Origin of the sequence: Variovorax sp. Root411 (assembly GCF_001425205.1) — a bacterium.
GTDB lineage: Bacteria > Pseudomonadota > Gammaproteobacteria > Burkholderiales > Burkholderiaceae_C > Variovorax.
The window spans coordinates 122288-145963 of the sequence record NZ_LMDW01000001.1; the positions used below are offsets into that span (position 1 = coordinate 122288).

The 23676-nt window shown below is 68.7% G+C and carries 15 protein-coding genes and 3 pseudogenes; 14 read left to right on the top strand and 4 right to left on the bottom strand.

Annotated features, from left to right (window positions below; translation table 11 throughout):
- Nucleotides 1-28 precede the first annotated feature (28 nt).
- Together ASC92_RS00525 and ASC92_RS00530 are read left to right on the top strand one after the other, a co-directional pair.
- The gene (locus tag ASC92_RS00525) at nucleotides 29-997 is read left to right on the top strand and encodes a Bug family tripartite tricarboxylate transporter substrate binding protein (RefSeq protein WP_056509129.1); all 969 of its coding nucleotides are present in this window, start codon (nucleotides 29-31) and stop codon (nucleotides 995-997) included.
- A gap of 108 nt (nucleotides 998-1105) precedes the next feature.
- Nucleotides 1106-1816, top strand: a complete 711-nt coding sequence (locus ASC92_RS00530; RefSeq protein WP_056509132.1) for a glutathione S-transferase family protein — start codon at nucleotides 1106-1108, stop codon at nucleotides 1814-1816.
- Between the two features lie 86 nt (nucleotides 1817-1902).
- Here the strand turns inward: ASC92_RS00530 and ASC92_RS00535 are convergent, their stop codons facing one another.
- Nucleotides 1903-2742 (bottom strand): alpha/beta fold hydrolase, encoded by an 840-nt coding sequence (locus ASC92_RS00535; protein ID WP_056509135.1) that lies wholly within the window; start codon nucleotides 2740-2742, stop codon nucleotides 1903-1905.
- Nucleotides 2743-3074: 332 nt separating this feature from the next.
- Here ASC92_RS00535 and ASC92_RS00540 point away from each other — a divergent pair, with 332 nt between their 5' ends.
- From ASC92_RS00540 to ASC92_RS00555, 4 genes are all read left to right on the top strand, one after another.
- Nucleotides 3075-4097: an alpha/beta fold hydrolase gene (locus ASC92_RS00540; RefSeq protein ID WP_056509138.1), complete on the top strand. Its 1023-nt coding sequence runs from the start codon at nucleotides 3075-3077 to the stop codon at nucleotides 4095-4097.
- 129 nt (nucleotides 4098-4226) lie between these two features.
- Nucleotides 4227-4718, top strand: a complete 492-nt coding sequence (locus tag ASC92_RS00545; protein WP_056511693.1) for a hemerythrin domain-containing protein — start codon at nucleotides 4227-4229, stop codon at nucleotides 4716-4718.
- Between the two features lie 214 nt (nucleotides 4719-4932).
- Entirely contained in the window at nucleotides 4933-7131 is a 2199-nt protein-coding gene (katG, locus tag ASC92_RS00550) for a catalase/peroxidase HPI (protein ID WP_056509142.1), read from the top strand.
- A gap of 124 nt (nucleotides 7132-7255) precedes the next feature.
- Nucleotides 7256-7648: a carboxymuconolactone decarboxylase family protein gene (locus ASC92_RS00555; protein ID WP_056509144.1), complete on the top strand. Its 393-nt coding sequence runs from the start codon at nucleotides 7256-7258 to the stop codon at nucleotides 7646-7648.
- A 16-nt stretch (nucleotides 7649-7664) separates the two neighbouring features.
- On the opposite strand, the pseudogene putA reads toward ASC92_RS00555, so the two are convergent.
- A pseudogene (gene putA / locus ASC92_RS00560) lies at nucleotides 7665-11459 on the bottom strand (trifunctional transcriptional regulator/proline dehydrogenase/L-glutamate gamma-semialdehyde dehydrogenase); the annotation flags it as partial.
- Between the two features lie 95 nt (nucleotides 11460-11554).
- Between putA and ASC92_RS00565 the strand changes: the two are divergent.
- The 3 genes and pseudogenes from ASC92_RS00565 (at nucleotide 11555) to ASC92_RS00575 (ending at nucleotide 13911) form a co-directional block, all read left to right on the top strand.
- On the top strand, nucleotides 11555-12655 hold the full coding sequence (locus ASC92_RS00565; protein WP_056509149.1) for a hypothetical protein: 1101 nt from the start codon (nucleotides 11555-11557) through the stop codon (nucleotides 12653-12655).
- A 60-nt stretch (nucleotides 12656-12715) separates the two neighbouring features.
- Nucleotides 12716-13327, top strand: coding sequence for a helix-turn-helix domain-containing protein (locus ASC92_RS00570; RefSeq protein WP_056509152.1), 612 nt, complete (start codon nucleotides 12716-12718; stop codon nucleotides 13325-13327).
- A gap of 2 nt (nucleotides 13328-13329) precedes the next feature.
- A pseudogene (locus ASC92_RS00575) lies at nucleotides 13330-13911 on the top strand (N-acetyltransferase family protein).
- Here ASC92_RS00575 and ASC92_RS00580 read toward each other — a convergent pair.
- A complete protein-coding gene (locus tag ASC92_RS00580) occupies nucleotides 13881-14858 on the bottom strand; it encodes a DMT family transporter (protein WP_056511696.1) in 978 nt (325 codons plus the stop codon). The pseudogene ASC92_RS00575 and the gene ASC92_RS00580 overlap by 31 nt on opposite strands.
- A 135-nt stretch (nucleotides 14859-14993) precedes the next feature.
- Between ASC92_RS00580 and ASC92_RS00585 the strand changes: the two genes are divergently transcribed.
- The 5 genes and pseudogenes from ASC92_RS00585 to ASC92_RS29165 all read left to right on the top strand — a co-directional run.
- On the top strand, nucleotides 14994-15872 hold the full coding sequence (locus tag ASC92_RS00585; protein ID WP_056509155.1) for a LysR family transcriptional regulator: 879 nt from the start codon (nucleotides 14994-14996) through the stop codon (nucleotides 15870-15872).
- Between the two features lie 335 nt (nucleotides 15873-16207).
- A complete protein-coding gene (locus tag ASC92_RS00590; RefSeq protein WP_056511699.1) occupies nucleotides 16208-20959 on the top strand; it encodes a CapA family protein in 4752 nt (1583 codons plus the stop codon).
- Nucleotides 20960-20985: 26 nt separating this feature from the next.
- Nucleotides 20986-21912, top strand: coding sequence for an alpha/beta hydrolase family protein (locus ASC92_RS00595; protein ID WP_235505629.1), 927 nt, complete (start codon nucleotides 20986-20988; stop codon nucleotides 21910-21912).
- Complete coding sequence (locus ASC92_RS00600) at nucleotides 21909-22988, top strand: aldose epimerase family protein (RefSeq protein ID WP_082519441.1); 1080 nt, start codon at nucleotides 21909-21911, stop codon at nucleotides 22986-22988. The genes ASC92_RS00595 and ASC92_RS00600 overlap by 4 nt, the downstream gene beginning before the upstream one ends.
- 190 nt (nucleotides 22989-23178) lie before the next feature.
- Nucleotides 23179-23289 (top strand): annotated as a pseudogene (locus ASC92_RS29165) (IS66 family transposase); the annotation flags it as partial.
- 80 nt (nucleotides 23290-23369) lie between these two features.
- On the opposite strand, the gene ASC92_RS00605 reads toward ASC92_RS29165, so the two are convergent.
- The gene (locus ASC92_RS00605) at nucleotides 23370-23636 is read right to left on the bottom strand and encodes a hypothetical protein (RefSeq protein WP_235505632.1); all 267 of its coding nucleotides are present in this window, start codon (nucleotides 23634-23636) and stop codon (nucleotides 23370-23372) included.
- Nucleotides 23637-23676: the final 40 nt, after the last annotated feature.

Below are 23676 nucleotides of genomic sequence, written 5' to 3' on the forward strand. Positions count from 1 at the left end.
CGCCCCCAAATATCAGGAGACAAGACCCATGACCCCGATTCTTTTCCGTCGCACCGCGCTCGCGGCACTTCTCGCAGTGAGCTGCCTCGGCACCGCGCTGGCGCAGTCCGACAAGCCGCTGCGAATGATCGTGCCGCTGGCTGCGGGTTCCACCGTCGATGCGGTGGCACGCGCCATCGCGCCGGGCTTCGGCAAGGCGACAGGGCACGCGATCGTCGTGGAGAACATCGTCGGTGCAGGCGGTATTCCCGGCACCAGCCAGCTCGTGAAGGCCCCGAAGGACGGTCTCACGCTCGGCATGATTTCGTCGAATCACGTGATCAATCCGGGTATCTACAAGACCATTCCGTACGACAGCCTGAAGGACATCACGCCGATCGCCGTGCTCGCCACGGTGCCGGTGGTGCTCGTGGTCAACCCGGCGTTGCCGGTCAAGACCGTCAAGGAGCTGCTGGCCTATGCCAAGGCCAACCCCGACAAACTCAACTACGGGTCGGCGGGCAACGGCAGTACGCTGCATCTTGCGAGCGAGTTGCTCGTCAGCGAGACCGGCATCGCGATGAAGCACGTGCCTTATCGCGGCACCGGCCCGCTCATCACCGACCTGATCGGCGGCCAGGTGCAGCTGGCCTTCGTTTCGATCTCGCAGGTCGCGCCGCAGGTCAAGGCCGGTGCGCTGCGCGCGCTGGCCGTGTCGACCCCGGCGCGTTCGGCAGCCTTGCCCGATGTGCCGACCGTGGCGGAAGCCGGCGTGTCCGGCTACAGCTTCGACGCCTGGATTGCGCTCATCGGTCCGGGCGGATTGCCCAAGAGCATCGTCGATGCCGACTACGCCGCGATCAAGACAGCACTTGCCTCGCCCGAGGCGCAATCGGCGATGGCCGCGCAAGGGCTCACGATTCTCGATACAGGGCCGGATCTTGCGCCGGCCTTCTTCAAGTCGGAACTCGCGAAGCATCAGAAGCTTGTGAAGCAGTCGGGGGCGACGCTGGACTGAGCGCCGTGGGCCAACCGAACGGTCTTGGCATTCGCAGGCGATGTCGGGGCTTATGCTCGCCTGATCCTGGCAAGAGCCATTCCTCACTGAAACAATGCGAGCCGTTCGATGATCACCCTGTACCACTGCGTGAGCGCACGTTCGTTTCGTGCGCTCTGGATGCTCGAGGAGCTGGGCCTGCCCTATGAGCTGCTGATGCTGCCCTTTCCGCCGCGCCTGCTGGCCCGTTCCTACCTCGACATCAATCCGCTGGGCACCATCCCGTTGATGATCGACGGCGCGACGCGCATGACCGAGTCGGCTGCCATTTGCCAGTACCTCTGCGCGCTGAGCGCCCCGACGCAGTTGCAAGTGGAGCCGGCGGAAGAAGGCTACGGCAACTACCTCAACTTCCTCCATTTCGGGGAGGCCACGCTCACGTTTCCCCAGACGCTGGTGCTTCGCTACGCCCGCTTCGAGCCCGATCACCGGCGGCAGCCCACCGTCGCGGACGACTATGCGAAATGGTTCCTGGCGAGGCTGCGAACCCTGGAGCCGATCCTCGCCGAACAACAGTACCTGTGTGCCGGCCGTTTCACCGCTGCCGACGTGTCCGTCGGCTATGCGTTGCTGCTGGCCCAGCACCTGGGACTCGCATCGCGCTTCACGCCGGCCGTCCAGGCCTATTGGCAGCGCCTGCAGCAGCGCGCCGGGTACGACCGCGCAATGCGGGCCCAGGAGGCCGCCGCCGAGGCGCAGGGTGTTTCCACTGTCCCGGCCCCCGATACGGCCGCTGCGCCTGCTCCCGCTCCAGCAGAGGGCAGGGCGACTGCGCCATGAGTCGGTTTGGCCAGTCGCCGGCCACGAACGACAAGTGATCGATGCGGTTGGCCTATGAGCGCTACTCCAAGGATCCTGCCGAAGCGCTAGCGCGCGCCCAGCTGGAACGAGGAGCCTTGCGCAGCCGCCTCGGCAATCACCTTCATCACCGCATCGGGCTGCGACGTCATCACGACGTGTGACCCACCCTTGACCACCACTGTCTTCACCGCTTTCGCGCGCTCGGCCATGAAGGCCATCGCTGCGGGCGGAATGTTCCTGTCGCGATCACCGTAGACGAACCACGAGGGCACCGACTTCCAGGCCGGCGTCTCGGCCGGCTCGTTCAGCGCGGCCTCGGCGATCGGGCGCTGCCCCACGGCCATCAGGTGCGCCTTCGCCAGCGGCACGTCGGCCGCGAACTGGGCGGGGAACTTGTCCTGCTGGATGTACAGGTCCTTGCCGCCATCGGCCAGCGGTACCGCCGGGGCGAGCGTCGGGCCGAGCGTGCTGCCCGGGAATTTACCGGTGAGGCCGATCGCCGTCTCGCCGGCTTCGGGCGCGAACGCCGCCACGAAGACCAGCGCCTTGACATTGGCCTTCCCGCTGGCGGCCGCCGAGATGACCGAGCCCCCGTACGAATGGCCGACGAGGACGACCGGTCCCTTGATCGAATCGACGATGCCGGCGACTGCGGCGGCATCGAACCTGGGCCCGCGCAGCGGGTTCGCGGCGGCGATCACCGGGTAGTGCCGAGCCTGCAGTCTGCGCACCACGCCGTCCCAGCTGGACGAATCCGCGAACGCCCCGTGCACGAGCACGACCGTGGGCTTGGGTGGCTGCGCGGCCGCAGCCGGTTGTGCGAAGGATTGCAGTGGCGCGAGAGCGGCCAGGCCGGCGGCACTGGCGATCAGGCCCATGCCGATGCGGCGGGAAAACTTTGTCATGACGATCTTTCCTTGGTTCGACGTTGAGAGAGAAAAACAAGAGTCGGCTGAAAACCAACGACGTCGAATCTAGGAGCGGCACCCCGGCCAGCCGGCTTTCTCTGTATGCGCGTGTGTCAGGGGCCCGCCTTGCGACATTAATTTGCAAACGACTTGCCTGGCGAGCCCTGCGATTGAAATTTAGTGTTGGCGAAGCCGGGCCCGGATACAGAGGCATACGAAAGCCGATCGCCCGCCTGCCTCCGCGCCGAACAATCGCGCATCAGTTTCGGACAGCGCATGCAATCCGCCACTGGTGCGTCTTTCAATCACTTCGGATCCAGGAGATCTCAATGACCGTTTTCCAATCGCTGCCCCGCCGCTCGTTCCTCGGCAAGGCGGCGCTCGGCATCGCCGCCGCCCAGCTGGTTTCGACCGTGCCCGCTTTCGCTCAAACCGCCGGCGCAGGCAGCACCAGGCGCCTCGAGCCGCTCAAGAGCATCGAGGCCGGCGGCCTCAGCATCGGGTATTTCGAGGCAGGGCCGGCCGACGGTGCCCCCGTGATCCTTCTTCACGGCTGGCCCTACGACATCCACATGTTCGTCGACGTCGCACCGCAGCTTGCCGCCGCGGGCTTGCGCGTGATCGTGCCGTACCTGCGCGGGTACGGCACCACGCGCTTCCTGTCTGCCGACACGCCGCGCAACGGGCAGCAGTCGGTGGTCGCCGTCGACATCATCGCGCTGATGGATGCGCTGAAGATCCAGGCTGCCACTGTCGCCGGCTGCGACTGGGGCGCGCGCACGGCATGCATCATGGCCGCGCTGTGGCCGGAGCGCGTGAAGGCGCTGGTGTCGGTCAGCGGCTACCTGATCGGCAGCCAGGAGGCCGGCAAGACCCCGCTGCCGCCGCAGGCCGAGTTGCAGTGGTGGTACCAGTACTACTTCGCGACCGAGCGCGGCCGCGCGGGCTACGAGAAGAACCGCCACGACTTCGCCAAGCTCATCTGGCAGATCGCATCACCGAAGTGGAACTTCGATGCGGCCACGTTCGAGCGCAGCGCCCTGGCACTCGAGAACCCCGACCACGTGGCCATCACGGTCCACAACTACCGCTGGCGCCTCGGCCTGGCAGACGGCGAGGCGAAGTACCAGGCGCTGGAGAACCGGCTCGCCAAGGCACCCGTGATCGGCGTGCCGACCATCACGCTGGAAGGCGACGCCAACGGCGCGCCGCATCCGGAACCCGGTGCCTATGCGAAGAAGTTCTCGGGCCGCTACGAGCATCGGCTGGTCAGCGGCGGCGTCGGCCACAACCTGCCGCAGGAAGCGCCCGAGGCCTTCGCGAAGGCCGTGATCGACGCGGCGCGTGGGTAAACCCCGCGATGTCGCCACCTGTTGCAACGGGTAATCGGCGCCGCTATGCAGACACGAAGTTTTCCTACGCACCGGCCGGGAGCACCGTCCCATCTTTCGAGCTCCCCACAACTCAACATGGAGCCCATGATGCCTACTTCCCGACGCGCAGAGCCCGATGCCTGCAGCCTTCTGGACACCGACCACCGCAACGTCAAGAAGCTGTTCAAGCAATATGAGGAACTCACTCAGTCGCGCGCCGCCTCCGCGGAGGACAAGAAGCGCGAACTCGCCAAGGAGATCTGCATGGAACTCACCGTCCACGCGCAGATCGAGGAAGAGATTTTCTACCCCGCCTTGCGCGAGGCCATCAAGGAAACGGACCTGCTCGACGAGGCCGAGGTGGAGCACGCGAGCGCCAAGGACCTGATCGCGCAGATCCAGGAAGCCACCGTGTTCGACGACAAGTTCGACGCCAAGGTCATCGTGCTGGGCGAATACATCGACCATCACGTGAAGGAAGAACGCAACGAGATCTTCGTGAAGGCGCGTGCCGCCCGCGGTTTGGACCTGATGGCCATGCGCGAGCAGCTGGCGGCGCGCAAGGAGGAACTGACGGAGGAATTCGGCGCCACGGCCTGAGAGTTGTTGCGCCATCCGGCACGGAAGAACGATGCGCCACGCGGGCTGTGAAAGCCCGCGTGGCGCTTTGTCGCGTCGGGAAAGGGAAAAGGGAAAAGGGGGGGTCATAGCAAGTTGCTATGAGTTCAATTTGCTCAATTTGGTTGATGAATGGGCCAGTCCAAATCTAGACTGCCCCCGATCCCCGAGCGATCGTCAACCAAAGGAGAACCCCTTGTCCGATGAAACAAAGTGCCCCTTCCCGGGCCATGCGCGCACGCATTCCATGGCCGGTGCCCCGGCCAATGCAGGTTGGTGGCCCAACCAGCTCAACCTGAACCTCCTGCACCAGCACTCCGCCAAGTCCAATCCCATGGGTGAGGCCTTCGACTACGCCGAGGAGTTCAAGAGCCTCGACCTCGATGCAGTGATCGCCGATCTCCACGCCCTGATGACCGATTCGCAGGACTGGTGGCCCGCCGACTACGGCCACTACGGCCCCCTGTTCATCCGCATGGCCTGGCATTCCGCGGGCACGTACCGCACGTCCGATGGCCGCGGCGGCGCGGGCAACGGTGCGCAGCGCTTCGCGCCCCTCAACAGCTGGCCCGACAACGGCAACCTCGACAAGGCGCGCCGGCTGCTGTGGCCGATCAAGCAGAAATACGGCCGCAAGATTTCATGGGCCGACCTGATGATCCTGACCGGCAACGTCGCGCTGGAGTCGATGGGCTTCAAGACATTCGGCTTTGCCGGCGGCCGCCCCGACATCTGGGAGCCCGAAGCGGACATCTACTGGGGCCCCGAAGGCAAATGGCTGGCCGACGAGCGCTACAGCGGCGACCGCGAGCTCGCCAATCCGCTCGCCGCGGTGCAGATGGGCCTGATCTACGTGAACCCCGAAGGGCCGAACGGCAACCCCGACCCGCTCGGCTCGGCGCGCGACATCCGCGAAACCTTCGCCCGCATGGCCATGAACGACGAAGAGACCGTGGCGCTGACAGCAGGCGGCCACACCTTCGGCAAAGCCCACGGTGCAGGCGACCCCACGAAGGTCGGCGCCGAACCCGAGGGTGCCGACATCGAGGAACTGGGCCTTGGCTGGAAGAACAGCTTCGAAAGCGGCATCGGCGTCCACGCCACCACCAGCGGTATCGAAGGCGCCTGGACCCCCACGCCCACCAAGTGGGACAACAGCTACTTCGAGACGCTGTTCGGCTACGAATGGGAGCTCACCAAGAGCCCCGCCGGCGCGCACCAGTGGAAGCCCAAGGGCAACACCGGCGCGGACACCGTGCCCGACGCGCATGACCCGGCCAGGCGCCACGCCCCGATGATGACCACTGCCGACATGGCCATGCGCATGGACCCGGCCTACGAGAAGATCTCGCGCCGCTACCTGGCGAACCCGCAGGAATTCGCCGATGCGTTCGCCCGCGCCTGGTTCAAGCTGACGCACCGCGACATGGGTCCGCGTCCGCGCTACCTCGGCGCGCTGGTGCCGATGGAAGAGCTGATCTGGCAGGACCCGATCCCTGCCGTGGACCATCCGCTGGTCGACGACAAGGACGTCGCGGCGCTGAAGGCCAAGGTCCTGGCTTCGGGCCTGGGCATTGCGCAACTCGTGGGCACGGCCTGGGCCTCGGCCTCGACCTTCCGCGGCAGCGACAAGCGCGGCGGCGCCAACGGGGCGCGCATCCGCCTCGCACCGCAGAAGGACTGGGAGGCCAACCAGCCGGCCCAACTGGCGAAGGTGCTCGAGACGCTCGAAGGCATCCGCAAGGAGTTCAACGGCGCGCAGTCCGGCGGCAAGAAGATCTCGCTCGCCGACTTGATCGTGCTGGCCGGCAACGCGGCCGTGGAGGCCGCGGCGAAGAAGGCCGGGCAGGACGTGACGGTGTCCTTCTCGCCAGGGCGCATGGACGCTTCGCAGGAGCAGACCGACGCCGTTTCCTTCGCGCCCCTGGAGCCGCAGGCCGACGGTTTCCGCAACTACCTCCGCAAGGGGATCGATGGCGCGGCCGCTGCCGGGCTGCTGCTCGACAAGGCGCAGCTGCTGACCCTGACCGCGCCCGAGATGACGGTGCTGGTCGGTGGCCTGCGCGTGCTGAATGCGAATGTCGGACAGTCCGGCAACGGCGTCTTCACCAAGCGCCCGGAGACGTTGAGCAATGACTTCTTCGTGAACCTGCTCGACATGAACACCGGGTGGAAGAAGTCCGCGGCGGCCGACGGCGTGCTGGAGGGACGCGACCGCACGACCGGCGCGCTCAAGTGGACGGGCACCGTGGCCGACCTCGTGTTCGGCTCCAACTCCCAGCTCCGCGCGGTCGCGGAAGTCTATGGAGCCGGCGATTCGCAGCAGCTCTTCGTGCGGGACTTCGTGGCCGCCTGGACCAAGGTGATGAACCTCGACCGCTTCGACCTGAAGTGATCGCGCGCGGCCGGATGCGGCCGCGCCGAGAAGCAGTGCAGCCCCGAGCCTGGTTACGGAGAGTCCCGAACCAGGCTCGGGGCGTTTTCAAGGACAACGGCCTTCGACACCAGGAGCTTTTTGCATGAAACCCCAGCCCATCGAATACGCCACTGCTTCCGAGGAAGTCAGGGCGGTCTTCGACGACATCAGGACCACGCGCAACGTACCGGACGTCAACAACTTCTGGAAGTACCTCGCCAACGACCCGGCCACGCTCAGGCGCACCTGGAGCAGCCTCAAGGAAGTGATGGCGCCCGGCGCGCTCGATCCGGTCGTGAAGGAAATGGTCTATCTCGCCGTGAGCGTCACCAACAACTGCGGCTACTGCATCGCGAGCCATCACGCCGGTGCCGAGAAGGCCGGCATGACGCCCGCGATGTTTGCCGAACTCATGGCCGTGGTCGGCATGGCCAACGAGACCAACCGGCTGGTGAACGGCTACCGCGTGCCTGTCGATCCTGCGTTCGACAAATAGAGGGAGGTGGCGACGCTCAGCCGATCGTCATCAGGCTCGCGTTGCCTCCGGCCGCAGCCGTGTTGATGCTGAGCGCGCGCTCTACCACGAGGCTTTCGAGCGGGATGTCCGTATCGCCGGGCGCGAAGCCGCGCACGCCGACGATCGGGCCGGGCCGCGCTGCGATGCGCTGCATCACGCCCGACAGGCTTTGCGTGCTGCCGTGGTGCAGCGCGGCGTCGAACACCACCGTGTCGGACGTCCAGTCGTTCGCGATGGCCACGCACTGCTGAACTTCGGACGGCAGCGTCGCGCGAAGGCTTGGCGCAGAAGCATCGACGGGCCAGATCGCGGTGCTGCCCACCGACAGCACGGCGGCCAGTTGCGAAAGCCGGTCCGCTTCCGCATCGGCCAGGCACAGCACCGCTTCACGCGGTTCCAGCGTGTAGACGTTGCGCTCGCCGGTCGGGCCGGCCAGCGTGCGCGAACTGCCCGAGCGCGACTGTCCGCCAAAGCGCGCGCATTGCGCCGCCAGCATGGGGCGGCCGTTTGCTTCTGCCCAGCGCGACAGGGCCGACAGCGCGGTTCGCGGCGCCGCAGCGTCAGCCGCCACCGCGCGCGCCAACGCATCGTCCGGCCGCGTCGACAGCATGCGCAGCATGTACAGCGGACCGCCGGCCTTCGGCCCGGTGCCCGACAGGCCCTCGCCGCCGAACGGCTGCACGCCCACCACTGCGCCGACGATGTTGCGGTTCACATAGACGTTGCCCGCCTTGGCGTTCTCCACGATCTGCGCGATGGTTTCATCGATGCGCGTGTGCACGCCCAGCGTCAGGCCGTAGCCCGTGCCGTTGATCTGCCCGACCAGCGCGCCGAGGTCGCGGCGGCGGTAGCGCACGAGGTGCAGCACCGGTCCGAACACTTCGCGCTGCAGTTCCGCGATGCTGTCGAGTTCGATCAGCGTCGGCATCACGTAGGTGCCGTTGCGCGTGTCGTGCGCGTACTCGCGGCCCTGGCGAAAGACCTTGCGGCCCTTCGAGCGCATGGCCGCGATGTGGCGCTCGATGCCGTCGCGCGCCTCGGCATCGATCACCGGGCCGACGTCGACGGCCAGCCGCGCCGGGTTGCCGATGCAGGCTTCGGCCATCGCGCCCTTGAGCATCTCGACCAGCCGGTCGGCCGCTTCCTCCTGCACGCACAGCACGCGCAGCGCAGAGCAGCGTTGGCCGGCGCTGTCGAAGGCCGAGGCCATCACGTCCGCGACCACCTGCTCCACGAGCGCCGACGAGTCGACGATCATCGCGTTCTGCCCGCCGGTCTCCGCGATGAGCGGCACGGGTGCGCCGTGTGCGCCCAGCCGCTGCGAGACCGTCTTCTGCAGGATGCGCGCGACCTCCGTCGAGCCGGTGAACATCACGCCCTGCACGCGCGCATCCGCCACCAGCGCGGCGCCCACCGTTTCACCTCGGCCGGGCAGCAACTGCACCGCGGCGCGTGGCACGCCGGCCTCCCACAGCACGCGCACCGCCTCGGCCGCGACCAGCGGCGTTTGCTCGGCCGGCTTGGCCAGCACCGGATTGCCCGCCGCGAGCGCAGCCGCCACCTGACCGGTGAAAATCGCCAGCGGAAAGTTCCATGGGCTGATGCAGACCATCGGGCCGAGTGTGCGGTGCGTGTCGTTCGAGAAATCGCTGCGCGCCTGCGCCGCGTAATAGCGCAGGAAGTCGACGGCCTCGCGCACTTCGGCGACGGCGTTGGCGTACGTCTTTCCGGCCTCGCGCGCCAGCAGGCCGAGCAGCCGAGGCATGCCTTCCTCGAGCTTGCCGGCGGCGCGCTCGAGCAGGGCGGCGCGTTCGGTGGGTGGCGTGGCGGCCCATGCCGCAGCGATGCCATGGGCCTGGGCAATGGCCGATTCGACGTCGGCCAGCGTGGCTTCCTGCACCTGTCCGACGATGTCGCGGTGGTCGGCGGGATTGGCGACATCGGCCGCCTCGCCATGCGGCACGGCTTGCGCGAGCATCGGCGCCGCGCGCCAGTTTTGGTGGGCGCTGCCGGCAAGCGCATGGCCCAGTGCGCGAAGGCTGTCGTCGTTTGCCAGGTCCAAGCCGCGCGAGTTGGCGCGTTGGCTGCCGTACAGCGCCGCGGGCAGCGCAATCGCCGGATGCGGCAGGCCCATCGTGCCTTCCTGCGCAGCCATGCGCTCGACCGTGGCGACCGGGTCTTCCACCAGCGCATCGAGCGGGATCGACGGGTCCGCGATGCGGTTCACGAACGAGGTGTTGGCGCCGTTCTCCAGCAGGCGGCGCACCAGGTAGGCCAGCAGCGTCTCGTGCGTACCCACCGGCGCATAGATGCGGCAGGGCCGCCCGAGCGGGCCGACCACCTGCTCGTACAGCGGCTCGCCCATGCCGTGCAGGCATTGGAACTCGTACTGACCCGGCTGATAGCGCGATGGGTCCGCCGCCGTGTAGATCGCGGCCAGCGTGTGGGCGTTGTGGGTCGCGAACTGCGGGTAGACGGCATCAGGCGCATCGAGCAGCTTGCGCGCGCAGGCGAGGTACGACACGTCGGTGTAGGCCTTGCGCGTGTAGACCGGATAGCCGTCGAGCCCGTCGATCTGCGCGCGCTTGATCTCGCTGTCCCAGTAGGCGCCCTTTACCAGTCGCACCATCAGCCGGTGCCGGCTGCGGCGCGCGAGATCGATCACGAAATCGATCACGAAGGGGCAGCGCTTCTGGTACGCCTGGATCACGAAGCCGATGCCGTGCCAGCCCGCGAGCGCCGGCTCGAAGCACAGCCGCTCCAGCAGGTCGAGCGAGAGTTCGAGGCGGTCGGCTTCCTCGGCGTCGATGTTCAGGCCGATGTCGTACTGCTGCGCCAGCAACGCGAGTTCGCGCAGCACCGGATACAGCTCGGCCATCACGCGTGTGTACTGCGCCCGGCTGTAGCGCGGGTGCAGCGCAGAGAGCTTGATCGAGATGCCCGGGCCCTCGTACACGCCGCGGTGGTTCGAGGCCCTGCCGATCGCGTGGATCGCTTCTTCGTAGGCGACGCGGTAGCGCCTTGCATCGTCCATCGTGAGCGCCGCTTCGCCGAGCATGTCGTACGAATAGCGAAAGCCCTCGGCCTCCAGCGTGCGCGCGTTGCCCAGCGCCTGGGCGATAGTCTCGCCGGTGACGAACTGCTCGCCCATCATGCGCATCGCCATGTCCACGCCCTTGCGGATCAGCGGCTCGCCGCCCTTGCCGATCAGGCGCGTGAGCACGGTCGACAGGCTGGTTTCGCTGTGCGTGGCCACCAGCTTGCCCGTCAGCAGCAGGCCCCAGGTCGCGGCGTTGACGAACACCGAGGGGCTGCGGCCCGCATGCGACTGCCACTGGCCGTGCGCGATCTTGTCGCGGATCAGCGCGTTGCGCGTCTCGGCATCGGGAATGCGCAGCAGCGCCTCGGCCAGGCACATCAGCGCCACGCCTTCCTGCGACGACAGTGCGTACTCCTGCAGCAGACCCTGCACGAGGCCGGCACGGCCGCCCGCGTTCTTGCGGTCGCGCAATTGCTGCGCGATGCGGTGTGCGAGTTCCTGTGCTTCCTCTGCCTGGCCTTTGGGCAGCCGGGCCTGCGCGAGCAGCGGTGGCAGTGCCTGCGGTTCGGGACGGCGACAGGCCGCTGTGATGAGGGCGCGCAGCGGCGAGGGATCGGGCGGCAGTCCGTCGGCGAATGCCGCGAAGGAAGAGGGCAGAGGGTCGGGGTTCATGGAAGGTTCGTGCTGGGAATTGTTGGATGATCCGCGTCCCGATGCCGAATTTGTGTTCGAAGAACGGCGCTTCGGTAGAGTAAATCGCTATGTAAAGCAGCGGGAAAGTCAGGTTCGTCGGGGGCGGTGGGCAGAGAATCCGCGTTTCGTCCCATCCCGGGAGTCGCACGAACATGCTCAGCTACAGATGGTTCTTTCCCTTGGCCCTCGCGGCCGCGTGCATCGCGCCCTGGCCGACGCATGCAGCAACGGCCGATGGCTCCACCTGTTTGAATTCGGCCGCCGCTGAATGCTTCCGCAGCTTCACACCGCCAGGAGCCGGAGGCGCGCTGCACTACTACTCCTCGCTCGATCCCGATGCACCGGCGACAGGCGCCACCGCCGGGCCGACGAAAGCGCTGATCGCCATGCACGGCCATTTGCGCGACGCCAACAAGACATTCGAGGCAGCGCTGCGCACCCTTCGCAACGCCGATACGCTCGGCGACACGCTGGCGATCGCGCCGCTCTTCCAGGTCGCGGCCGACAAGGCGATGGCCGGACGCTGCAACACGGTGGGCGTGCCCGTCGCGCAGCCCGGCGACCTGCTGTGGACCTGCGGCTCCTGGCTCGAAGGCGCGCGCTCGGCCTCGGGCAGCCGCGTCGGGTCCTTCGCGGTGATGGACGCGCTGGTGGCCGACATCGCGCAGCGCTGGCCCAGCCTGCGCACCATCACCGTCGCGGGCTTCTCGGCGGGCGGGCAGTTCGTGCAGCGCTACATCGCCTTCACGCAGCACGACGGCGCGGCGGCGGGCAAGCCGGCGATGCGCTACGTGGTGGCCGATCCAAGCACCTGGCTCTACTTCGATCCGGTGCGTCCGCAGCTCTCGCCCGACGGCGCCTCCGTGACCGGCTTCTCTGTGCCTGACGCATCCGCGTGCCCGCAGATGAACCGCTGGAAATACGGCACCGACGACCTGCCCGCCTACTTCGGGCGCACCGCCGCGCAGGCGCGCCAGCAGTACGTGCAGGCCGACATCAGCTATCTCGAAGGCGCGCTGGACAGCAACGACGCGAAGGGCACGGCATACCGCGTGCTCGACAAGTCCTGCGCAGCGCTTGCGCAAGGCTCGTTTCGCATGCAGCGCGGCCTGGCCTATGCGCAGTACGACCGCAAGCTGCTCGCGCCGGACAAGCGCCGGGAGGTCGTGATGGTGCCGGGCTGCGCGCACGACGTGGCCTGCGTGTTTCCCTCCGAGGCGGCACGCGCCGCGCTGGTCGGCCCTTCTCGCTGATCGGAGCAGCCTGCCGGCGGGCTTGACGCAATTTCCTTTATGGTGGACATTTCATCCAATATGAAGGAAATCAAGGAGTCGGCCGAAACGGAAGCCCCGTCCGGCCTCAACGACCGCATCGCCCAGCGCGTGCGTGACCTGCGCGCGGCCCGAGGCCTCTCGCTCGATGCGCTGGCCACGCACTGTGGCGTGAGCCGCTCGATGATCTCCCTGATCGAGCGCGGCGAAAGCAGCCCCACCGCCGTGCTGCTCGAGAAGCTTGCAACCGGCCTCGGCGTGTCGCTGGCCTCGCTGTTCGAGGCGCCCGCGCCCGCCGCCGATCCGGTGTCGCGCCTGGCCAGCCAGCTGCAGTGGCGCGACCCGCACTCCGGCTACGTGCGGCGCAACGTGTCGCCGGGCGGCTTCGCGTCGCCCATCCAGATCGTCGAAGTGCTGTTCCCGCCGAAGGCCCGCGTGGCCTACGAAACGGCGGCGCGCGAACCCCTGATTCACCAGCAGGTGTGGGTGCTCGACGGCGTCATCGAACTCACGCTGGGCGACGAGCGCCACCGGCTCGAAACCGGGGACTGCCTTGCGATGGTGCTCGACCGGCCCATGAGCTACTACAACCCCTCGCGCAAGACCACCCGCTACGCCGTCGTGATCGCGACCGCGCCCTCTTCCTGGAGATGAACATGCCAAAACCCACTGCCGATGCGCCGCGCATCCGCCTGCTATCCACCGTCACCGACACGCAGCAGCGGGACCTTGCCGCCGTGCTGGCCGATTGCGTCGAGGGCGGCGCGTCGGTGAGCTTCATGCAGCCGTTGACCGAGGAGCGCGCGCATGCGTTCTGGCGCCACGTGGCCGACGGCGTGGCGCGTGGCGAACGCGCGCTGCTGGTGGCCGAGGATGCCGAAGGCATCGTGGGCACGGTGCAGCTCGTGCTCGCGCAGCCCGAGAACCAGCCGCACCGCGCCGAGGTGTCCAAGATGCTGGTGCACCGCCGCGCGCGCCGCAAGGGCATCGGCGCGCTGCTGATGCAGGCGGCCGAGGAGGTGGCGCGCGAGCACGGCAAGACGCTGCTGGTGCTCGACACCTCCGGCGCCGAGGCCGAGCGGCTCTATGCCCGCATGGGATAGACGCGGGTGGGCGTGATCCCCGGCTTTGCCCTGCTGCCGCAGGGCGGGCTGTGCGCCACCACGTTCTTCTATCGCGAGCTGATCGGACAGGGCCCTGGCAGCGATCATGGCGCGGTGGCTCCGCAGGTGCGGTAGGTCTGCGGCGCCGGTGCGATCCGTGCCGCCGTCGCCGCGGAAGCCTTGCGGTTCGATGCGGTATGGAGCAGCAGCGCCGCCACCACCATCGCCATGCCCACGGCTTCGTTCACCGTGGGCAGCCTGCCCAGCGCTGCGCTCATCAGCAGCGCCGACACCGGCACGAAGTTCAGGAACGCCGTGCCCGTGACGGCCCCGAGCGTGCGCACGCCGTAGTTGAAAGCCAGCACCGAGATGGCCGAAGGCACCACGCCCACGAAGAACAGGGCCTGCCAAGACAGGCGCAGGCCTTCCAGGCTCGGCGCCGCGGACCACCCCAGCATGGCGGCCCCGACTGCCGCGGCCAGCAGCACGGGCCACGAGGCCAGCACCGTGAGCGCGGTGTACTCGATCACGTCGAGTCCGGGAAAGCGCGTGGCGCCGCGCGTGTACCAGACCCAGCCCAGCGTGCCGGCGAACGCGATGGCGTCGCCGAAGAGCGTCGTCGACCCGGCGGACGCACCCGCGCCGAACAGCAGGCCCGACACGATCGCCACGCCCGCCAGCGCCAGCGCGCTGGTCAGCAAGGTCGCCCGCGACGGACGCACGCCGTCGAGCGCCCAGCGCACCAGCTGCGCGGTCATGGGCGTGGTGGCAATGATCACCGCGCCATGCGACGGCACCGAGTGCGCGAGGCCGACCAGCAGCATCACGCTGAACACGCCGAAGCCGGCCGCGCCGCGCAGCGCCAGCGGCCCCGCATGCAGCCGCAGCTTGCGCCAGGGCGCCGCGCCGCGCGGCAGGATCAGCAGCACGAACAGCAGCGCCGACAGGGTGTAGCGGATCAGCGTGAACCAGACGGGTTCGACATGGTGCAGCACGCCCTTGCTCACGAGGAACAGGGAGCCCCACCCGGAGGTGGCGAGCAGCAGCGCGGCGATGCCGCTCAGGCGTTGGCGATGGAGCATGGGAAGCCTCTTCTTGCAATGATCGATGCCCCAAGAATCGGGGCTGGCGGCTGCCATTGCCATTCGCTTCTTTGGACAGGGGCCTCCAGAAAAACGAACGGACCGATCCGGCCCCGAAGCTCACAATCCATCGCCATGGAGCTCTATCAACTCAAGACCTTCGTTGCCATCGCGAAGGAAGGCAGCCTGACCCGCGCCGCCGAGCGCGTGTTCACCAGCGCGCCGGCGGTGAGCGCGCAGCTCAAGGCGCTGGAAGACGAACTCGGCGTGAAGCTGTTCGAGCGCACGCCGCGCGGCATGTCACCCACCGAGGCCGGCCTCAGCCTGCTCGAAGAGGCCGAACGCACGCTGGCCTCCGCCACGCGCATGCGCTCGGCGGCCGATCAGCTGCGTGGAGCGGCGCAGGGCGTGGTGCGTTTCGGCACGGTGGTCGATCCGGTGGCGCTGCGGCTCGGCGAGGTGCTGGTGAAGCTGGCGGAGCGCCATCCGCAGGTCGCGCTGCAGCTGAGGCAGGGGCTGTCGTACGAAACGCTTTCCGCCGTGCAGCGCGGCGATCTCGATTGCGCCTACGTGCTCAGCGACAGCGAGCAAATCGAAGGGCTGGAACTGCGCCGCCTCGGTGCGGTCGACCTCGTCGTGGCCCTGCCGGTGCCCGTCGCCGAAGCGCACCCCGGCCTGTCGCTCGACCAGCTCACGAACATGCCGTGGGTAGGCACGCCGCCTTCATGCATCCTGCGCGTGCATCTGGAAAAACTGTTCGCCGGCGCGGGCCGTGAATACCGCCAGGGCCGCACGGCCGACGGCGAGAGCGCCATCCGCAGCATGGTCGCGAGCGGCATGGGCGCGGGGCTGATGCGGCTCGACCAGGCCGAGCAGGGCGAGCGCAACGGCGAGCTCGCGATATGGAACGGCTGGCGGTCGCATACGTGGCTGTGCTGGGTTGCGCCGGGGGAGGGCAAACGTCCCGTGGCGGTGGAAGCGGTGCGCAGCGCGGTGATGGAGGCTTGGGTCTGAAACGACGCCTCTCGTTCGGGGGCGATCACGCCGACGGGGTACCTTGCTCCGCGAATGTCCCCCGGCCTGCGGCCTCCTCCTTTATTTCGCTGCGCAAGGCACCCCGCCGTCGTGATCGTTCAGAGCACTTGTTGATCGAGCGGAACAACGGCAGCGCCCATCGTGCGCAGGGCGCCGGGTGCTCCCCGCAGCGAAATAAAGGAGGAGCCCGAAGGGCGGGGGACATTCGCGGAGGGGAGCACCCGGTGTCCTGTGCACGCACCCCCGAACGCAACAACGCGACGCAAAGCATTGCCGCGGGGTACCATCCCCGCCGCCGCAACGCTCCGCTCTACATGAACGCTGAAATCGCTGCCCTGCCTGCCTCCAATCCTCTCGCCGATCTGCTGAGCCGCGCCCGGCAGGCCCTGGCGGATACGGCGGGCGCGCTGCCCGTGCCGTCGCCCGCCACCAACGAGGCGGGTTGCGTGGTGTTTCTGGCCGTCGGCGAAGACAGCAGTCGGGCCCGCGTGGCTTCGGGCCGGGGCGCCGACTTCGACGCCGCATGGCGTGCCGCCGCCGAGCAAGCGAAGCGCGCCGGTCAGGCACCGCAGCGCTTGCGCGCCGAGGTGGTCGACAAGGTCGAGCCCATGAGCTGGGGCGCGCTGAAAGCGAAGTTGGCGCAGACCAAGCGTAACTACTTCAACGAGGGCATCGCCTTCGATGCGCGCTTCGAAGTCGCGCTGCTCGCGCAGGAAATGCTCGGCAGCGCGATCCTCTACAACGGCGACGTGGAGCATGCCGAACCCAATACGGGCAACCTGCGCCTGCACTGCAAGCGGCGCTTCGGCCGCGAGATCGACTTTCCGGCGGATGACGCGGCGCCCGTCTGGTGCTTCACCACGCGGGCCGTGTACGTGGACGCCGATGGCGCCTGGCCCCTCACTGCCGAGGGTCAGGCGGCCGGATTCCGCGAACTGCGCGAATGGAACGCACCGCAGGTCCACGCGCTGATCGACGCCGCCGGCGACTACCTCGCCGAGCAGGTCAAGCCCACGGGCGAGTTCCACTACGGCTGGTTTCCCTGCTTCGACCGCGCCATTCCCACCTACAACACGCTGCGCCATGCCAGCTCCACCTACGCGATGCTGGAGGCGTGGGAGCTCACGCGCAGCGACGCGCTCAAGGCGGCCATCGACCGCTCGCTGGCCTTCCTGACCGGCACGCTCATCCGCCCGGCTAAGTTGCCGGACGGCACGCGTGCCGCCTACCTGCTGGACATCGGCAGCGAGATCAAGCTGGGCGGCAATGCCGTGTGCCTGCTCGCGCTGGTCAAGTACACCGAGCTCACGGGCGACCCGCAATACCTGCCGCTGCTGGAGCAGCTCGCGCTCGGCATCCGCCACATGCAGGACCCGCAGACCGGCAGCTTCGTGCACGTGCTGAACGCGCCCGCGCTCGACGTGAAAGACAGGTTCCGCGTCATCTACTACGACGGCGAAGCCGCCTTCGGCCTGATGCGCCTGTACGGCCTCACGCGCGACTCGCGCTGGCTCGAGGTCGTCGAGAAAGCCTTCGAGCATTTCATTGCCGCCGAGCACTGGCGCGCGCATGACCACTGGCTGAGCTACTGCGTCAACGAACTCACGCGCTACAGGCCCGAGACGCGCTACTACCGGTTCGGCCTGCAGAACGTGGCGGGGTACCTCGACTTCGTGCTGGAGCGCATCACCACCTTTCCCACGCTGCTCGAACTGATGATGGCCGCGCGCGAGATGGTGCTGCGGCTGGAGGCCGACCCCGCGTTGCGCCCGCTGCTGGCAGGGCTCGACCGCGACAAGTTCGACCGCGCGCTCGCGTACCGCGCGCGCTACCTCGCCAACGGCCACTTCTGGCCCGAGCTGGCGATGTTCTTCCGCAACCCCGCGCGCATCGCGGGCTCGTTCTTCATCAAGCACCACAGCTTTCGCGTGCGCATCGACGACGTGGAGCACTACCTCTCGGGCTATGTGGCCTACCACCGGATGCTGAAGGCGGGCGAGGCACCCCAACAGGCGAAGGCGGCGACCGGCGTCGTCGCCTGGGGCGGCGACGTCAACCTCGCGCGCCGCCAGCACTACCGGCTGCACGAACTCGGCGGCGCGCACAGGATGCTCGGCAACATCGCCGCGCTGCGCGAGGCCGACCTGCGCATCGTGAACCTCGAATGCGTGGTCGCCGCCAGCGGCGAGCAGGGCGTCGACAAGGGCGAGTCCGCTCCCTACTACTACCGCGCCCGCCCCGAAATGCTCGCGGTGCTGACCGAGGCCGGCATCGGCATGGTCGCCACCGCCAACAACCACAGCGGCGATTACGGCCCCGATGCGCTCATGGAGCAGCACGGCCTGCTGGATGCCGCGGGCATCGCCCATGCCGGCACCGGCCGCACGCCGGAGGCCGCGCTGCGGCCCGCGTTCCGGCACGCGGGGGGCGTGCGCGTGGCGCTGTTCTCGCTCGACGCCACGCAGTCCTGCTTTGCTGCCACTGCCGCACGCGCGGGGGCAGCCTGGCTGCCGCTGGGCGACCCGGCCGCCTGGACCGCCACGCTCGCACCGCGCATCGAGGCCGCGCGCCGCGAGGCCGACGTGGTGCTGGTGGCGGTGCACTGGGGCGACAACCTGGAGACCGAACCGACGCAGGCCGAGATCGCCGTCGGCCATGCCATCGTCGATGCCGGAGCGGACGCGATCCTCGGCACCTCGGCGCATGTGCTGCAGGGCATCGAGATCCATCGCGGCCGGCCGATCCTGCACGACGCCGGCGACCTGCTGTTCGATTCGGTGCGCAACGACTTCGGGGATTCGGGCGTGTTCTCGCTGACGCTGGGCCCGCGCGGCGTCGAGGAGGTGATGTTCACGCCCATCGGCGTCGGCTTCGGCTTCTCGCGGCAGCTCGCGGGCGACGAGGCGCAGGCACTGAGCGAGCGCTTCGCTGCGCAATGCCGCGCGCTCGGCACCGAGATGGTCCCGGTGGCCGGTGGCCGTTGCGCGGTGCGACTGTCGCCGCCCGAGCGGCCCGGCTTCCGGCCCGAGCCGGCCGCCGCGGCTGCGCCGGTTGCGCGGCCGGCGCCCCTCGTCGGTGCGGTGCATGCGCCGCGGCCCGAGTGGCTCGTCGACGCGGTGCCCGGCGACGCGCGCATCACACCGCTGCAGATCGGCCCGCTGCGCCTCGTGGGCGTTCGCTGCACGCCTCGGCAGATCGTCGGGCGCCGGCTGCTGTGGGTCGAATCGTTCTGGACCGTCGATGCGCCCCTCACGGCCGACCTGCGCGTGCAATTCCGCGCGCTGCCGATGCGCAGCACCCGCATGCCGCCATGGGGCGAGGGCATGGAGCACGACCCCTGCGACTGGATGTGGCCCACCAGCCGCTGGGAGCCCGGCCGCATCTACCGCGACCGCTATGGCCTGCGTGCGCCGCGCGCCGGCCTGCTGGAAAGCGATGTGCTGCAGCTCGAAGTGCGCGTGCGCGGCGACGCGCCCGAGCTGCCGCCCGCGCGCCGGCTTCCGCTGTGGTGCGGCCTGCGCGTGCCGGATCTTCCGACGCCCTTGCCCGAGCGCGCCGCGCCCGTGCTCGCGGCCGACCGCCCCGGCGCGGGCCCTGAGCCTGAGCCTGTGTGGACCGCCGAGCAACTGCGGCAGGCAACAGGCGGCCGCTGGCTCGTCGAGCCGCCCCCGGGCTGGTTCGCCAACTCGGTGGTGCGCGGGCCGGTCCACATGGGGCTGCTGCCGAAGCCTTCTCTCTTCATTGCTTCCGACTACCGCACGCTCGCCGCGCACGAGAACTACAGCAAGCCGCGCACCGACAACTGGGACCGCCACCTCGAACTGCCCCGCCTGCACCCTGCGCTGGCCGGCGCCGTGGTCGCGCGCCCGGTGGAAGGGCTCGACCCGGCCTTTCCGCTGCTGCAGGTGGACGATCCGATCCGCGCGATGCTCGCCATGGGCACCGCCGCACGGGCGCGCTACAAGGGCTTCGTGGTCGGCGTGACCGGCACGGTCGGCAAGTCGTCCACCATCGCAATGCTGCGCGACCTGCTGCCCGAGCGTGCGCGCGTGCACACCACCGTCGACAACTACAACTCGCGCGTCGGCGTGCCCGCCACGCTGGCCAACCTCGGGCCCGACGTGGACGTATGCATTCTCGAAATGGCGCAGAGCGGGCTGTGGATGGACCGTGGCCCGATCTCGCTGGAGGCGCGGCCGCACGTGGCCCTCATCACCGAGATCGACCTGTCGCAGACCCGGCAGGCCTCGACGCTGGAACTCACGGCCGCCTACAAGTCACGCATCTTCCTGGGCCTGGAGCCCGGCGGCGTGGCGATCGTGCCCGACCACATTCCCTGCCTGCGGCAGGTGGTGGATGCCGCCGCGTGCACGGCCGGTGCGATTTGGGTGGTGGGCAGCGGGCCCGACGCGAACGTGCGCCTGCTCGATACCCGGCCCGAACCGCGCGGCGGCTGCCGCGTGCGCATCGCGATCCCGGGGCGCACGCTGGAGTACGTGTTCCCGGTCGAGAGCGCGGGGCTGGTGCGCAATTCGGCGCTCGCGCTCGCGGCCTTGCTCGCCATGGGCTGCGACGGCGAGGCCGCCTGCGCGCGCATGCCCCAAGTGCGCCTGCCGGCCTCGGTGATGCAGGTGCGCGCACTCCGCACGCAGGCCGGCGTGCAGGCCACGCTGATCGACGACAGCTGGAACGCAGAGATCATGTCGATGCGCAACGCCATGGACTTCGTGCGCACCTGGCAGCGCGCGGAGAGCGGCCCGGTGGCGCGCAAGATCGGTGTGTTGGGGCGCATCGTCAATCTCGACGGGGAAGCCGAGGCCATGCACCGCAGCCTGGCCGCACCGCTGCTGGCATCCGGCATCGAGCACCTCGTGACGCACGGCGACGAAATGCGCTGGCTGCGCGAGGAGGTGCCGGCCGAACTGCTCGGCCCGCACTTCGACGACGCGGCGCAGCTCGCGGGCTACCTCGGCGGCTTCCTGCGCGACGGCGACCTCGTGCTGGTGAAGGGCGACCGCGTCGGCTCCGACTTCGGCAGCGTGCCCGGGCTGCTGCAGCGGCTATGAAGACGCCGGGCCTCTTGCTGCGGTACATGCGCGGTGTCCTGGTGCTGCTGGCGCTGGCGCAGGCGGCCTGCGCGCAGCGCACCGGCCCCGACGTGCCCCGGCCCTTCGTCGCGGGCAACGACGAGGTGCTGCACTGGAACCAACCCGCTGACCGCGCGGCCTGCCCCGACCGGCCCGGCTACCTGTGGGTGCGGCCTGCCGAGGGAGCGGCGTGCATCCGCTACTTCGCGAGCGACGACATCGATGGTGCGCGCATGGCCATCGTGCAGTTCTCGGGCGACCGCGACGGCGTGATGGACCAGGCGCCCGAGCGCATTCCGGGCAACACCGAACCCCTTCGCACGCTCGATGCACAGCGCAGCCGCGACCGCGCGGGCGTGCCGTGGATCTTCATGGCGCGGCCGGGCACGTACGGCTCATCGGGCGATCACCGCAAGCGCCGCCAGCTGGTGGAGTTCCACGCGCTCGATGCCGCGCTCGATGCGCTCATGCAGCGCCACAGGCTGCAGCGCATCGTCATCGTCGGCCACAGCGGCGGCGCCACTGCGGGCGCCGCGCTGCTCACGCTCGGCCGCACGCATGTGGCCTGCGCGGTGCTCACTTCAGGCGCCTACGGACTGCTGGAACGCGCGCGCATGCTGGGCCGCTCCAGGGACGGCCGCACCGACACCACCGGCAGCGCGCAGTTCTACGACCCGCTCGAGCACGTGGGCGGCATCGCGCGCGACCCGGCGCGGCGCATCGTGCTGATCGGCAGCCGCGACGACAGGAACACGCCCTTCGCGCTGCAGGAGCGCTTCGCCGACGCCGTGGCCAAGGCCGGCCACCGCATCGAGCTGCGCACGCACGCGGGGGAGCCGCCCGACTACCACGATCTCAAGGACAGCATCGCGTTGCGCACCGCCTCGCAGTGCGCGCACGAGGCGATGCTTCAGCAAGCAGGAAATACATGAGCAAAAGCAACATCACATCGCGCGAGTTCGGCCGCATGCCCGACGGCCGGACGGTCACCGAATACACCCTCGACAACGGCCGCGGCCTGAGCCTGAGCGCCATCAACCATGGCGGCATCGTCACCGCGTTGCGCGTGCCCGACCGCCACGGGCGCAGCGCGAACATCGTGCTGGGCCTTCCCACGCTCGCCGACTACCTCAAGCCGCATCCGCATTTCGGCACCATCGTCGGACGCTTCGCCAACCGCATCGCGGCGGGGCGCTTTACGCTCGACGGCACGTCGCATCAACTGGGGCTCAACGATGGCGCCAACTCGCTGCACGGCGGCGCGAAAGGCCTGGGCACGCGCTTCTGGGAGATCGCGCCGTTGTCGGCGCAGGAGGCCGGCGGCGACATCTCCATCGAGCTGCGCTACACCAGCGCCGATGGCGAAGAGGGCTACCCCGGCGAGCTGCGGCTGACGGTGCGCTACACGCTGTCGGCAACGGCCAACACATGGCGCATCGACTACAGCGCCACGACCGACAAGCCCACGGTGCTGAACCTGAGCCACCACGACTACTTCAACCTCGCGGGCAGCGGCCCGGTGATGGACCATCGCCTGACGATTCTCGCGAGCCGCTACTGCCCGGTGGACGCGACGCTGATCCCGACCGGCGTGGCCGACGTGGCTTCGACGCCGTTCGACTTTCGCGCCGCGACCCGCATCGGCGAGCGCATCCGCGAAGGCCACGAACAGTTGCTGCTCGCACATGGCTACGACCACAACTGGGTGCTCGACAGGGCTCAAGCCGACCACGGCCTCGCGCTCGCGGCACGGCTGGAGCACGAGGCCACAGGCCGCGTCATGGAAGTGCACACCAGCGAGCCGGGCGTGCAGTTCTATTCAGGCAATTTCCTCGACGGCAGTCTCTTCGGCAGTGCCGGCGCGAGCCTGCGGCAGGGGGACGGGCTGTGCCTGGAGACGCAGCACTTTCCCGATTCGCCGAACCAGCCGGGCTTTCCGTCCACGGTGCTGCGGGCGGGGGAGCGCTTTCACAGCGCGACCGAGCACCGCTTCCAGTGGCTCGATTGAGGCCGCTGCCCCTCCATCCCGTAGGACTGGCGATGCCACTGGTTGAACGATGCCGCATGCGTGTGGTCTTCGGGCACGCGCCAGGAGCCGGCCGAACCGGACGTGGTGGACGGCGGCATCCCGGCCAGCGGTCTGGTGGCGCACACGCTGATCAGCCGCTTCGTGGATCATCTGCCGTACTACCGGCAAGAGCCTCAACGCGTGGACAGCGCTGACGCTGCACATCGACGACGGTGCGGTGGCCATCGACAACAACCTCATCGAGCGACAGATCAAACCCTGGAAGCTTGGCGCGAAGAATTGTGCCGCCAAAGCCCACGCCGACATGGCAAGCCGCGCGACCACCGGCAAGCTGCTGCTGGTGCCCTGACCCCGTTGCCCTCAGTCCCACACGGGAAGGTCCTGCAAAGCGTTGTTGGGACGACCCACGATGTCGACGCCGGTGATGCTGGCCCCGCCCGGCAGGAGTTGGACGTCGCAAACGACTTCCCAGGCATGGCTTTCGGTGCGCCGCGCAACGCACACTTCCTCGCTGGCAGCGATGAGATCGGCGCATTTGCCGACGCTGATCCGCTGTACCGTGCCAAGGGCAAATTCCTTCGAACCGAATTCCTCGTCCACAACCTGATGAATGGCGACGAGGTCCATCTTCCCATCCTTGAGGTGAACAGCGGTAATTGCATGCTGA